This window comes from Pseudomonas schmalbachii (assembly GCF_017589465.1).
Classification (GTDB): Bacteria; Pseudomonadota; Gammaproteobacteria; order Pseudomonadales; family Pseudomonadaceae; genus Pseudomonas; species Pseudomonas schmalbachii.
Window position 1 is genome coordinate 50259 of sequence record NZ_JAELYA010000011.1, and the last position, 13153, is coordinate 63411.

Here is a 13153-nt window from a genome sequence, read left to right on the forward strand (position 1 = left end):
AGATGTTGGGCTTCGCTGCGCTCAGCGCCAACCTACACAACCTCGGTATAGCGCCCCAGCGTCTGCGACTCCCGTTCGAACCAGTCGCGGGCGGCCGGTGTGAATCCGGTGGCCTGTTCGAAGACGAAGTGTTCTTCCAGCGTGTCGATGGCGAACAAACGCTCACAGGGGGCGCCGTCGATCGACAGCCGCTGCCGTACGCGTTCGCCATCGGGCAGCAATTCGAATCCATCCAGCGGCAGCAGTTGTTGCTGCAGCCGTTCGGGGCGGGTCGAGAGGGTGATGCGGTAGCCGTCTTCCAGCGACCCATGGGCCACGGAGGTTTCGAAGTTGAACAGCTGCGCCAGGCGTTCGGCATCGCCCACGGCCTGGATGGCCAGATCGCGCAAGGCAATATCGGCGATCACCGGTTCGGCGCGGCCAAGCACCAGTGCCGCGTGCTCACCACAGACGATCAGCCCGCCGCCGCGATGGCGGATGGAGCCGTCGGCGAGATTGCGTTCCTCAATCAGCCGCAGGCCGACCAGCGGGCCGGGCGCGGATGGCTGCAGGCGCCAGTCCTCGACGTAGGCGCCGCTGGGAGCGAATTCGATCATGCAGTTGCCGATGCGCTGCAGCAGGGCCGGTTTCGGCCAGCGGTTGTGCAGTTGCAGGGAGGTGTCGCTATGCCAGCTCAATGCCTGCCCGTCCCAGGTGCTGAGGGCTTCCCAGCCTTCGTAGTTGGCCAGGATGCGCAGTTCCTCTTTCGAGTACTCGACCAGCGCCTTGGCGGGCACCTGCTGGTCGGCTAGGGGCAGACGCAGGTCGATGGTGAAGTTGCGACTCTGCAGCCAGCAGACGTGGGTGCGCACGTCGGTTTCGCCGTTGGCGAAGCTGATGGAGCGGCGCTTGAAGAAACCGAGCATCCAGTCCGGCACGCTACTGGTCGGCCTCCGGGCGTATCTGGCGATGAGTTCGGCGAGGGTCATGCTCATGCTTCCTCCAGCGCCGACTGGCGGCCATAGGACGACAGGCCTTTCGCACCGCTCGGCAATGACAGCTCGCCGGCGTCCAGGCGGTGTTTCAGATAGCCGAAGGTCTGGATGGTCTGGGCATACAGGTGTTCGCCGCAGACCACGGGCTCGTAGGGGCGGCGTCCGTGCTTCTCGACCAGACTGGCGACCGGCTCGATCATGGTGTCGTAGTCGCAGGCGCAGAAGAGGGGGAACGAATAGCGCTCCTCGGCCACCTTGCGCACGCGGTGCGAGGTCGCCACGTAGGCGCCGTTGCTGAGCACTTCGAGCATGTCGCCGATATTGATCACGAAGGTGCCGTCGATGAGCGGGACATCGATCCATTCGCCGGCGCCGTTGAGCACTTCCAGGCCCGGCGCGGTCGGCAGCAGGATGGTGAAGCACTCGTAGTCGGTGTGAGCGCCGATGCCGGGGCGGTCGGCCGGGGCAGAAGGATTGAACGGGTAGTGGATCAGGCGCAGCTGGCTGGGCGGCGTGCTGACATGGCGGGTGAAGGCGTCTTCCGGCAGGCCCAGCGCCAGGGCGAAACCGCGGAACAGCCGGTTGCTCAGCTCCAGTACGGCGGCGTAGTAAGTCTGCACATCCTCCCTGAAGCCGGGCAGGGCGGGCCACTGGTTGGGGCCGAGCATGGGCCGCCGGCCGGTTTCGGCGAGGTAGTCGAAGCCGATGTCGTAGGCCTCCTTGTGATCCACCGTGCCGCCGGCGAACTGCTCTTCGCCTTCGGGCACGTAGCCGCTGTGGTTGACCGACTGGCCGATGTAGTCGCGCATCTTCCGTTCGGGCGGCTGGGCGAAGTACTCGCGGGCCCGGGCCTTCAGCGCCTCGATCAGGCGGGGCGGAATGCCGTGTCCGCCGAGATAGAGAAAGCCGGCCTCGCGGGCGGCGCGGTCCAGTTCGTCGATGGTGCTCTGGCGGGCGAGCGGGTCTGCGGAATCGAGTCCGGAAATGTCCACCAGCGGCAATGATTTGAAGGCCCTGTGCGGGCTGTGGGCGCGCGGCGCTGACGCCATGGCAACCTCCTGATTTGGGGAATCGAAGTGTCACCTGGTCGTCCAGATCGAGCGATAGCCACGGGGCTACCCGGGTCGTCCCGGGAACGATCCGCCCTGTCGGGCAGTCCGGGGAGATCAAGCGAGTTGTGTGCCAATTACCCTGGAGACGTTGTGCGCCGTGGAATCCGGGCCTTCCGGGGCGGCCGGCGCATGACGGCGATGGCGCCGGATGCACCGGGCAGGTGCGGCGCGGCGAAAGTGGTGCGGAGTATCGGAATTGCAGGCGGGCCGTTCAGGCAAGCCGCAATGCCACCGCCCCTACGGCGATGACGCCTGCGCCGATGATCCGCAGCGGCGTCAGCGACTCCTTGAGGAATAGGCCGGCGATCAGCGTGCCGAACAGGATCGACGTCTCGCGCAGTGCGGCGATCACCGCGACCGGTGCCAGCGTCATGGCCCACAGCGCCATGCCGTAGGAGGCGGTGGTGCCGAAACCGCCGACCAGGCCGAGTCGCCAGTTGGCGCCGATATAGCCGATGAAGTCCCGCCGCCGGGCGAACAGGGCCCAGGCGCCGAGAACAAGGCCGGTCAGCAGGAAGATCCACAGCGTATAGGCGATTGGCGCGTCCGAGCGGCGCACGCCGATGCCGTCGACCAGCGTATAGCCGGCGATCACCACGGCATTCAGCAGGGCCAGCGCCAGTCCGGTGCGGTTGCTGCGCTGGCGCCAGGCGCCCATGCAGAGGATGCCCGCGCAGATCACCACGATGCCGAGCACGGCGGTGGAGGAGAGGTGGTCGTCGAGCAGGAGGAGGCTCAGCAGCGCCACCAGCAGCGGCGCGGTGCCGCGCATGACCGGGTAGGTCTGGCTCATGTCGGCGATATGGTAGATCCGCGCCACCAGCGCGAAGTACACCACCTGCAGGACCACCGAGGCGGCGAGGAACGGCCAGCTAGGCATGGCCGGCTGCGGGAGGAAGGGCAGGATCGGCGTGGCCAGGACAGCCGCGGTGGTGGTGATAAGGACGGTACTCAGCAGCTTGTCGCTGCCACCCTTGACGATGGCGTTCCAGGTGGCGTGCAGCAATGCCGCGAACAGTACGACTGCGTAGACCGACACCCTGTCCTCCTTGTCCGGCCCATGGACCCTGGGTGCAAGCATGCCTGAATCGGAAGGCCCGTCATATGCTAGCCCGTTCGCCGACCACCCCATCCAGGCGCGGGAGATCGTGCTAGCATCTTCCCCGGCCCCGATTCTTCCGGCTCCGCCAGTGTCTGGCGCGAGCCTCCATGCCGGTCCTCGCGGCCGGCCATCCCACTCGAAAAGGAAGCAAGCAATGGCTCAAGTCACCCTCAAGGGCTCCCCGATCCACGTCGATGGCAAGCTGCCGCAGAAAGGCGAGAAGGCTCCGGTCTTCAGCCTGGTCAACAGCGATCTGGCCGACGTCTCCCTGGAGAACTTCGCCGGCAAGCGCAAGGTGCTGAACATTTTCCCGAGCGTCGATACCCCGACCTGCGCCACCTCCGTGCGCAAGTTCAACGTCGAGGCGAGCAAGCTGGCGAACACCGTGGTGCTCTGCGTCTCCGCCGACCTGCCGTTCGCGCAGAACCGCTTCTGCGGCGCCGAAGGCCTGCAGAACGTGGTGAACCTGTCCACCATGCGCGGCCGTGAGTTCCTTGCCAACTATGGCGTGGCCATCACCAGCGGCCCGCTGACCGGCCTGGCCGCCCGCGCCGTGGTGGTGCTGGACGAGAACAACCAGGTCCTGCACAGCGAGCTGGTCGGCGAGATCGCCGATGAGCCGAACTATGCGGCGGCTGTGGCTGCGCTGGGCTGATTTCGTGGCGTAGGGTGGATGGCGCTTTTGCCATCCACCATAGGCGCTGCGGGGTGGTGGAAATGCTTCGCGATTTCCACCCTACGACTCTGTAGGTTGGGCTGAGGTACGAAGCCCAACATTTGGTTGGCGTGGCGACGTTGGGCTTCACTGCGTTCAGCGCCAACCTACGCGGTGTTCCCGGTGGAGCAATCGGGTAGGGCGGGTGAAACCCGCCACGCTCATAAACGAAAAAGCCGCGCTGAATAGCGCGGCTTTTTCGTTGCGGGTGTCCTTACTGCGGCGCGCCCTTGGCGATCCAGGCGCCGATCAGGTTGCGCTCTTCCTGGGTCATCTGGGTGATGTTGCCCAGCGGCATGATCTGCGAAGCCACGGCCTGGGCCTGGATCTTCGGTGCCAGTTGCTGGATCTGCTCGGGCGTGTCGAACATCACCCCAGCCGGCGCGGTGCTGAACAGCGGGCTGGTCGGCTTGGACGAGTGGCAGACGGTGCAGCGCTCCTGGATCACGCTGTGCACCTTGTCGAAGTCCCCGCTACCGGCGGCGTTGGAAGCCTGGGCCGGGGCGGTGGCCGGAGCCTCGGCGGGAGCGGCCGGCTTGGCGGCTTCTTCCTTGGCCAGTTCGGCTGCGGTCTTGCCACCGATGGCGGTGGCCGGCAGCGGCTGGTACTCGACCTGTTCGACCTTGGTGACGTTTTCCACCGGCTGCGAGTTCGGGCCGGTGACGAAGGCCAGGGCGATCATGCCGACTGCGCCGGCGGGCAGGGCCCAGGCCATGCCGTTACCGTTGTGGCGGGTGTTGAAGTAATGCCGCACGATCACCGCCAGCGCCGCGATGCACGCCAGGATCAGCCAGTTGTAGTGGCTGCCGTAGGTGCTCGGGAAGTGGTTGCTGATCATGATGAACAGCACCGGCAGGGTGAAGTAGTTGTTGTGGCGCGAACGCAGCAGGCCCTTGGCCGGCAGTACCGGATCGGGCTCGCGGCCTTCCTCGATGGCTTTCACCAGCGCGCGCTGGGCCGGCATGATCACGCGGAACACGTTGCCGACCATGATGGTGCCGATGATCGCGCCGACGTGCAGGTAGGCACCGCGGCCGCTGAATACCTGGCTCAGCAGGAAGGCGGCCAGCACCAGCAGGACGAACAGGATGCCGCCGAGCAGGGCCGGAGTCTTGCCGAGGGCGGAGTCGCAGAGTGCGGAGTAGATGAACCAGCCGGCTACCAGCGAACCGATGCCGATGGCGACGGCGGCGGCCGGAGCCAGATCGCTGCCGGGGGCAACCAGATACAGCGTCGGGTTCAGGTAGAACACGATGGTCAGCAGGGCGACGCCGGACATCCAGGTGGCGTAGGCCTCCCATTTGAACCAGTGCAGGTTCTCCGGCATTTTCGGCGGGGCCAGCTTGTACTTCTCCAGGTGGTAGATACCGCCACCGTGGATGGCCCAGAGATCACCGGAGAGCCCGTCGCGCGGGTTGACCCGGTTGAGGTTGTTTTCCAGCCAGACGAAGTAGAACGATGCGCCGATCCATGCGATTCCCACGATCATGTGAATCCAGCGGACCAGCAGGTTCAGCCATTCGATGAGATGTGCTTCCACAGTTTTTACCTCTTGCCCGTTCGCCGGCACGCCGGCAGCGGGGCCACTCTTATTAGTTTAGATCCGGCTGCACGCGAACCTGCGCTCAGACCGGACCGGCTTGGGGGTCGAGGAGGAGCTGTTCGTCCTCTGTGAAGAAATGCTCGTCGCAGTTGTTGCCAGAACCGCTGCGATCGACCACCAGGAAGTCATCCCGCTTTTCGATCGTCAGCACCGGGTGGTGCCAGACGCCGCGGTGGTAATTGACGCCCTGCCTTCCGTTGGTGAGGAAGGCGCGGACGAGACCCGGTACAGGTACATCGCCAATTGGCGCGACCACGACCAGAAATGGGTTGCCGAGCAGCGGAATGAACGCCTGGCTGCCCTGCGGATGACGCTCCAGCATGCGGATGCGCAAGGGCATCTCCAGGGCTTCGGCGCTGAAGATGCTGATGATCGCCTTGTCGTCAGGTTGCGCGGTTTCCACCGTGGCGAGCTTGTGATAGCGGCGGGTGGAACCGTTGTTGATCATGAAATAGTCGCTGCCTTCGGTTTCGATGACATCACCGAACGGGGCGAAGGCTTCCTTGGTCAACGGCTCGATTTTCAGGCTACGCATGGCTGGTCTACTTGTTCGTTGTCTGTCCCCCTCTCCCTCTGGGAGAGGGCTGGGGTGAGGGTCCTCTCCCGCAATGGGAGAGGGGCTCATTGCTTACTTCGCCACCTTGCCGAACAGGCGCAGACGGCTGACGCCACCGTCCGGGAAGATGTTCAGGCGCACGTGGGTGATCGGGCCGAGTTCCCTGATCTGTTCGATGAAGGTGTGCTCGCTGTGCATCTGCAGCTTCTGGCTTGGCAGCAGCTCGCGCCAGTACAGGCTCTGGGTCTCGATCTGGCCGTCGGTGCCGCCTTTCACATAGGCCGCCTGGATGCTGCAGCTTTCCGGGTAGTTGCCCTTGAAGTGCAGGGTGTCGACGACGATCTGCTCGACGATGCCGGCATGGCCGAGGGCGACGATCACCCAGTCGTTGCCGGGGGTACGGCGGCGGCCGGTTTCCCAGCCGTCGCCCATGTTCACGCCGCGGCCCGGGTTGAGGATGTTGCTCATGCGGCCGAAGTGTTCGTCGGAGCAGGCGAGGGCGCGGCCACCGTTGAGGGCGGCGGCCAGGTCGACCTGTTCGTTCGGGTTCTGGTTGGCCCAGTCGCGGAACGGGATGCCGTAGACGCGCAGGCGGGCAACGCCGCCGTCCGGATAGATGTTCAGGCGCAGGTGGGTGTAGGCGCGGTCGTCGGCGATTGCGTGGTAGTGGTGGCTGTTGCCCTGCAGCTCGACGGAGGACAGCACTTCGGTCCACTGGGTTTCGTCGGTCGGGTCGCCTTCGGCCACGAAGCAGCCGTCGAGGGAGGCGGACGGCGGGAAGTTGCCGGTGAAGAAGCTGGTGTCGATGTCCACGCCCTTGATCGAGCCCGGAACGCCCAGGCGGATCACCGCGTAGTCATAGCCTTCGAAGCGCTTGCGGCGGGATTCCCAGCCGTCCATCCACTTGCCGTTGTCGTCGAATACGCCTTCCTTCCACACCGGCGCTGCGGCTTGCAGCATGCGGCTGGCGGCGGCGAACCACTCGTCGGTGACACTGATCACCTTGCTCCCGAGGCGGTCGTCCGCCAGGTTCACGTATTTCTCGAAGGGAGCGTTGTAGGTTCTCATCTTGTTCTCCTGGTTGTTCGTTCTTCGTAGGAGCGAGGGGGACGCCCAGTCCGATGCTCGCGAAGCTTTTTGCGTTGCCGGCATTCGCGAGCAGAGCTCGCTCCTACGGATCAATGCGTGCTTACAGCTGCTGCAAACGGAACATCGCGATCTTGTTGATCTCGGCCAGGGCGGTCTGGAATTCCTGCTCCGGCGAGTTGTGGATGCGCTCTTCGAATGCGGCGAGGATCTGGTGCCGGTTGCTGCCCTTCACCGCCTTGATGAAGGGGAAGCCGAACCTGGCCTTGTACGCGTCGTTCAGTTCGGTGAAGCGGGCGAATTCCTCGGCGGTGCAGTCCTGGATGCCGGCGCCGGCCTGTTCGGCGGTGCTGGATGCGGTCAGCTCGCCACGGATCGCGGCCTTGCCGGCGAGGTCCGGGTGCGCGTTGATCAGCGCCAGCTGCGCCTCATGGCTGGCGGACAGGAGGATGTCGGCCATGCGCTGCTGCAGGGATTCGATGTCGTTGAGGCTGTCGTCCACGCCCAGGTCATAGGCCTTTTCGGCGACCCACGGCGAGTGCTCGTAGATGTCGGCGAAGGTGGCGACGAACGCGTCGCGGTCGAGGCTGGCGGGGGTCAGGGTCTGGAAGCGGCTCATGCCTTGGTCTCGTTCTTGAATGGATGAGTGGCGTGCCAGTGGCGGGCGATGTCGACGCGGCGGGCGACCCACACCTTCTCGTGGCTGTTCACGTAGTTAATGAAGCGCTCCAGCGCGGCCAGACGTGCCGGACGGCCGAGCAGGCGGCAGTGCATGCCGATGGAGAGCATCTTCGGCGCGCCTTCCACGCCCTCGGCGTAGAGCACGTCGAAGGCGTCCTTCAGGTATTCGAAGAAGTCGTCGCCCTTGTTGAAACCCTGCACCTGGGTGAAACGCATGTCGTTGGTGTCCAGGGTGTAGGGAATCACCAGGTGCGGCTTCTCGGCGGTGCTCGCCGGGTCCCAGTAGGGCAGGTCGTCGTCGTAGGTGTCGGAGTCATAGAGGAAGCCGCCTTCCTCCATCACCAGGTTGCGGGTATTCGGGCCGGTGCGGCCGGTGTACCAGCCCAGCGGACGTTCGCCGGTCAGCTCGGTGAGGATGCGGATGGCTTCGAGCATGTGCTCGCGTTCCTGCTCGGCATCCATGTACTGGTAGTCGATCCAGCGGTAGCCGTGGCTGCAGATCTCGTGGCCGTCGGCGACCATCTGGCGGATCGCCTCGGGGTGACGCTGGGCGGCCATGGCCACGGCGAAGACGGTCAGCGGCAGGTTGTGCTTCCTGAACAGCTTGAGCAGGCGCCATACGCCGGCGCGGCTGCCGTATTCGTAGAGCGACTCCATGCTCATGTGGCGCACGCCCTGCAGCGGCTGGGCGGCTACCATTTCAGAGAGGAATGCTTCGGACTCCTTGTCGCCGTGCAGGACGCAGCGCTCGCCGCCTTCCTCATAGTTGAGGACGAAGGACAGGGCGATGCGGGCGTCGCCCGGCCAGTGCGGATGGGGTGGGTTGTTGCCGTATCCGATCAAGTCGCGGGGGTAGTCTGCGCTCACAGCGGTATTCCTTGTAGTGGTTGGCGACCTGCGCTGGGCCGGTGGGCGGAGTGCGCAGCCGTGATGGGCTTATTGTATACAATGTGAATGGCGGTCTGTAAATACAATCTGCGCTACAAACTTTCTTTCCGCTATGCCGGATCGCCATTTTCGTAAACTGTCCATTCGGTCAGTTATTTTTGGCTAAAGTGTTGCTGTGAAGGGCGTTGAGTGAAATCAGCACAGGGCGGTCATCTACGCCGCTTGGTGTGGGTTGTTAAAGTTTTTGTATACAATCGTCGAATCGCGAGCGTATATTCCGTCCTGCGGCCACGACACGGCCGCCAGGCGCCTCGGGCGACCTGTCGCCACCGGATCAACAACGTAAGGAGGAGGGCGTCCGCCGGCCGCGCCGGAGATGCCGAAAGCCCATGGGACGTTTGACGACGCATGTACTGGATTCCGCCCACGGCTGCCCCGGCCATGGGATCAAGATCGAGCTGTACCGCGTGGAAGGCCAGCAACTGGAGCTGATCGCCACCCGCGTGACCAACGACGACGGCCGGGTCGACGAGCCGCTGCTGCAGGGCGACGATTTCCGCGCCGGCGTCTACCAGTTGCTGTTCAACGCCGGCGACTACTACCGCGCCCGTGGCGTGCAACTGCCGCAGCCGGCGTTTCTCGACCAGGTGGTGCTGCGCTTCGGCATCGCCTCCGAGGCCGATCACTACCATGTGCCGCTGCTGATTTCGCCTTACAGCTACTCGACCTATCGCGGCAGCTAGCTGCCAGATTGCTCCCCCGACTCTTCGTGGAGTCTCCCTCGGCCCGCCGGTATGGCGGGCTTTTTTTTGTTTGGCGTCAGGCCCCGCACCAAGGTTGCCGGGTGTTGCTGGAGGGGTAGGGATGAAGGGATTGGTGGAAGATTTCCACCCTGCGATTGGCGCGTGGGTATCGCTTCGCTCAACGCCACCCTAAGGTGCTGCCGCCAAGGCCCAGCGTAGGGTGGACAACGCGAAGCTTGTCCGCCGTTGGGTGGTGTCTATATTAATGTTTAAGTTGAATAATATTTTATAACCAGTTGATTTTGAACAAATCGAAAAAGTTAAAGTAATTTCTCAAGTCCGGAAAAGCGCTCATCCAGACGCTGCTCCCTGAAGCGCTCCAGCACGAAATCGACGAAAACACGCGTCTTCGCCGGCAGCAGTTTCTGCGCCGCGTAGTACAGCGTGGTGTTGCCGGCATCCACATACCAGTCCGGCAGCACCCGTTGCAGGCTGCCCGATTCCAGATAGGGCAAGGCGTGCTGCATGCTCACCAGAGTGATGCCCAGGCCCATCTCCGCTACCCGGCAGGCGGCTTCCGGGTCGCTCATGATCATGCGTTCGCGCAACTCGATGGGCGCCTCGGTCTTCTCCCGGTTGGTCAGCGGCCAGGTGCGGATGCGGCCGGTTTGCGGCGAACGGATGCGAATACCGTCGAGCTCCGCCAGATCGGCGGGGATTCGGATCGCCGGGCGGTTCTGCAGATAGGTGGGAGAGGCGAGCAGCACCAGATGCGCGGGCGACAGCTTGCGCGCCACCACTCCCGGCGGCAGTTCGAAGCCGCCGCCGATGGCGGCGTCGAAGCCTTCGCTGATCAGGTCCACCTGGCGGTTGTCGAAGTGCCAGTCCGGTTTGATCGCGGGATAAAGGGCGAGGAAATCGCCCAGCAGCGGCACGATGTAGTCGCGGCCGAACGACTGGCCCATGCTCACCTTCAGTGTCCCGCTCGGCTGGCCGCCCGCGCTGGCCAGGTTGGCGATGGCGTTCTGGATGCTGGCGAGACCGCCGCCGACTTCCGCCAGGAAGCGCTCGCCGGCCTCGGTCAGCGCCAGGCTGCGGGTGCTGCGCTGGAACAGCCGGACGCCCAGATTGCTCTCCAATCGGGCGACGTTCTTGCCCACCGCCGCCGGCGTCAGGCCCAGACGTCGCGCGGCCCCGGCGAAGCTGCCGGCCTCCGCGCTGCGGACGAAGCATTCGATGCTGCCGAGAGTTTCCATAAGGCGGATTCAAAACCATTGATATCGACTGAATATAGCGATTACCGGCTACCGGGTAAGGAATCTTCGGCGGAAACTGACCCCGTCACTTACCCACTCCCCGAATCCGGAGACATGCCATGACCAATCAAATCTCGCCGCTCGCCGGCAAAGTCGCTTTCGTCCAGGGCGGTTCGCGCGGCATCGGCGCCGCCATCGTCCAGCGTCTGGCCCGTGACGGCGCGGCCGTCGCCTTCACCTATGTCAGCTCGGCGCAGCAGGCACAGGAACTGGTCGCCGACGTCGAGTTCAGGGGTGGCCGCGCGCTGGCGATCAAGGCCGATAGCAGTGATGCCAGAGCCGTGCAGTCGGCCATCGACCAGGCCGCCGAAGCCTACGGCCGTATCGATATCCTGGTGAACAATGCCGGCGTACTGGCGATAGCGCCGGTGGAGGAATTCCAGCTGGAAGACTTCGACCGCACCGTCGCGGTCAACATCCGCAGCGTCTTCGTCGCCACCCAGGCCGCCGTGCGGCACATGGGCGAGGGCGGCCGGGTGATCACCATCGGCAGCGTCAACGCCGACCGCATGCCCTTCGCCGGCGGCAGCGTCTACGCCATGAGCAAGTCGGCCATCGTCGGCCTGACCAAGGGCCTGGCGCGCGACCTCGGCCCGCGCGGCATCACCGTGAACAACGTGCAGCCCGGCCCGGTGGATACCGACATGAACCCGGCAGAGGGCGACTTCGCCGAATCGCTGAAGGCCCTGATGGCGCTGGACCGCTACGGCCGCGCGGAGGAAATCGCCAGCTTCGTCGCCTATCTGGCCGGGCCGGAAGCCGGCTATATCACCGGCGCCAACCTGACCATCGACGGCGGCTTCGGCGCCTGAAGCAACGCCCGCGACCGGCGTTCACTGGGCCCGGTCGCGGCTCTGGATGTTCCAGTGCGCGGCGCTGCTGGCGAGGCTTTCGGAGAGCTTTTCCACCTGCTCGTACAGACGCAGGGTGAGCCAGTAGAAGCCCTGCTGCTCGAAGGAGTCGATCAGGTTGTGTGGCCGCTCCGGCAGTTTCGCCAGGCCCTGGCACTCCTGCACCAGCTTGCTGGTGCGGCTGAACTTCAGCGCATGGGCCGACTGCAGCAGCAGGCGGATGGTCAGGGTGCGGTGCTCGTCCAGGCTGACCGGGATCGGCTCGATATCGCCGGCCTGCGCGGCGAACTGGCGGGAGGCGATCAGCGATTCCAGGGTGCCCATGATGGCGCGGTGGATGCGCTGGATGATCTCCAGCTGGCGTAACGGCATGCCGGTTTCCCGCGCCACCGGCGACAGGTGCGCCCGCGCCGCCACCAGGCGCTGGTCCAGTTCCTCCAGCTGGCTGGCGTAGTGCTCGGCGCTGAAGTCGCTATGGGCAGTCAACTGCCCGTACATGCGCGCGCAGGCCCGCAGGTTGTCCGACAGCAGATAGCGCCAGACGTACACCGCACGCAGCGGATAGATCTGCGCGAAGAGCAGCGCCAGGCCCACGCCGATCAGCACATTGAGCGTGCGCCAGAGCCCTTCGGTAATGCCGTTGATGCCAGGCTCCGCGACGATGAACAGGGTGATCCCGGCGAGCAGCGCGACATAGCCGGCGCTGCGGATGGCGTAATAGGCACAGACCGCGCCGAGCAGCGCCATCAGCACATGCATCAGCGTTATCGAGCCGGTCAACTGGGCCACCAGCGTCACCCCCAGACCAGCCGCCGCGCCGACCAGGGTGCCGACTATCCGCTCGTAGGACTTGCCGCGAATGGTCCCCTGGTGCAGCAGCCCGCCCATCACCACCAGCACGGTGACCGAGGACCAGAGGCCGTGGGGAATGGAGAAGGCGCTGCTGAGCAGCATCGACGCCAGCAACGCCAGCCCGACCCGCGCGCAGTGAATCCAGGCGGCGTAGCGGTAGCGCGTATAGGGGTTGGCCAGGCGCCGGAAGGGCAGGGTCAGATGGTGCAGGAGATTCGCCAAGGCGGTGTGGGCTCTTGTGGAGGACACCTGTCAGCTTAGGTGTTGTTTTTGCCCTCACCCCAACCCTCTCCCGGAGGGAGAGGGGACTGCTCGGTGTGAGGCGGAGCTCCGTGCATCCCGGCGGCTCCATACTGCCCCCTCTCCCTATGGGAGAGGGTTGGGGTGAGGGGGCTGCCTGCATCAAATCGCCGAAGTAGCGATATAGATCCGATAGGTAATGATCGACAACATGCTCAACACGCCGATCCACATCAGCGCGAGCCCCGAGTTGCGTTCGCGCAGCGTGTAGCCCGTGCCGAGCATGAACATGCTGAAGATGATGATGAGCAGGGTGATGAAGAAGGAATCCATGCTGCGTCCTTGTCCGTTCGGTAGATAGTTCAAGTCTAAGCCATGACATGTAGGTTGGGCTGAGCGTAGCGAAGCCCAACGCATGTACCGGCCAGATGTTG

General features: G+C 64.7%; 14 protein-coding genes. 3 read left to right on the top strand and 11 right to left on the bottom strand.

What is annotated here, in order from left to right:
* Window positions 1-32 precede the first annotated feature (32 nt).
* From JFY56_RS22760 to JFY56_RS22770, 3 genes are all read right to left on the bottom strand, one after another.
* Entirely contained in the window at window positions 33-974 is a 942-nt protein-coding gene (locus JFY56_RS22760; RefSeq protein WP_236033039.1) for a hypothetical protein, read from the bottom strand.
* Window positions 971-2023: an isopenicillin N synthase family dioxygenase gene (locus JFY56_RS22765; protein WP_208316502.1), complete on the bottom strand. Its 1053-nt coding sequence runs from the start codon at window positions 2021-2023 to the stop codon at window positions 971-973. The genes JFY56_RS22760 and JFY56_RS22765 overlap by 4 nt, the downstream gene beginning before the upstream one ends.
* A 274-nt stretch (window positions 2024-2297) precedes the next feature.
* Window positions 2298-3125: an EamA family transporter gene (locus tag JFY56_RS22770; protein ID WP_328824952.1), complete on the bottom strand. Its 828-nt coding sequence runs from the start codon at window positions 3123-3125 to the stop codon at window positions 2298-2300.
* 217 nt (window positions 3126-3342) lie between these two features.
* Here JFY56_RS22770 and tpx point away from each other — a divergent pair, with 217 nt between their 5' ends.
* Window positions 3343-3843, top strand: coding sequence for a thiol peroxidase (gene tpx / locus JFY56_RS22775; RefSeq protein ID WP_208316506.1), 501 nt, complete (start codon window positions 3343-3345; stop codon window positions 3841-3843).
* 274 nt (window positions 3844-4117) lie between these two features.
* Here the strand turns inward: tpx and JFY56_RS22780 are convergent, their stop codons facing one another.
* From JFY56_RS22780 to puuE, 5 genes are all read right to left on the bottom strand, one after another.
* Entirely contained in the window at window positions 4118-5443 is a 1326-nt protein-coding gene (locus tag JFY56_RS22780) for a urate hydroxylase PuuD (protein ID WP_208316508.1), read from the bottom strand.
* Window positions 5444-5528: 85 nt separating this feature from the next.
* The gene (locus tag JFY56_RS22785) at window positions 5529-6041 is read right to left on the bottom strand and encodes an ureidoglycolate lyase (RefSeq protein ID WP_208316510.1); all 513 of its coding nucleotides are present in this window, start codon (window positions 6039-6041) and stop codon (window positions 5529-5531) included.
* Between the two features lie 93 nt (window positions 6042-6134).
* Window positions 6135-7130, bottom strand: coding sequence for an allantoicase (alc, locus tag JFY56_RS22790; protein WP_208316512.1), 996 nt, complete (start codon window positions 7128-7130; stop codon window positions 6135-6137).
* A gap of 121 nt (window positions 7131-7251) precedes the next feature.
* Window positions 7252-7767, bottom strand: coding sequence for a 2-oxo-4-hydroxy-4-carboxy-5-ureidoimidazoline decarboxylase (gene uraD, locus JFY56_RS22795; protein ID WP_208316514.1), 516 nt, complete (start codon window positions 7765-7767; stop codon window positions 7252-7254).
* The gene (gene puuE / locus JFY56_RS22800; protein WP_208316516.1) at window positions 7764-8696 is read right to left on the bottom strand and encodes an allantoinase PuuE; all 933 of its coding nucleotides are present in this window, start codon (window positions 8694-8696) and stop codon (window positions 7764-7766) included. Before puuE ends, uraD begins: the two co-directional genes overlap by 4 nt.
* A gap of 410 nt (window positions 8697-9106) precedes the next feature.
* Here puuE and uraH point away from each other — a divergent pair, with 410 nt between their 5' ends.
* Window positions 9107-9460, top strand: a complete 354-nt coding sequence (gene uraH, locus JFY56_RS22805; protein ID WP_208316524.1) for a hydroxyisourate hydrolase — start codon at window positions 9107-9109, stop codon at window positions 9458-9460.
* Between the two features lie 320 nt (window positions 9461-9780).
* On the opposite strand, the gene JFY56_RS22810 is transcribed toward uraH, so the two are convergent.
* Complete coding sequence (locus tag JFY56_RS22810) at window positions 9781-10716, bottom strand: LysR family transcriptional regulator (RefSeq protein WP_208316526.1); 936 nt, start codon at window positions 10714-10716, stop codon at window positions 9781-9783.
* Between the two features lie 119 nt (window positions 10717-10835).
* Between JFY56_RS22810 and JFY56_RS22815 the strand changes: the two genes are divergently transcribed.
* Complete coding sequence (locus JFY56_RS22815) at window positions 10836-11588, top strand: 3-oxoacyl-ACP reductase family protein (protein ID WP_208316528.1); 753 nt, start codon at window positions 10836-10838, stop codon at window positions 11586-11588.
* A 21-nt stretch (window positions 11589-11609) separates the two neighbouring features.
* On the opposite strand, the gene JFY56_RS22820 is transcribed toward JFY56_RS22815, so the two are convergent.
* Both JFY56_RS22820 and JFY56_RS22825 read right to left on the bottom strand, forming a co-directional pair.
* Window positions 11610-12701, bottom strand: coding sequence for an FUSC family protein (locus JFY56_RS22820; protein ID WP_208316530.1), 1092 nt, complete (start codon window positions 12699-12701; stop codon window positions 11610-11612).
* Between the two features lie 180 nt (window positions 12702-12881).
* Entirely contained in the window at window positions 12882-13052 is a 171-nt protein-coding gene (locus JFY56_RS22825) for a hypothetical protein (protein WP_208316533.1), read from the bottom strand.
* Window positions 13053-13153: the final 101 nt, after the last annotated feature.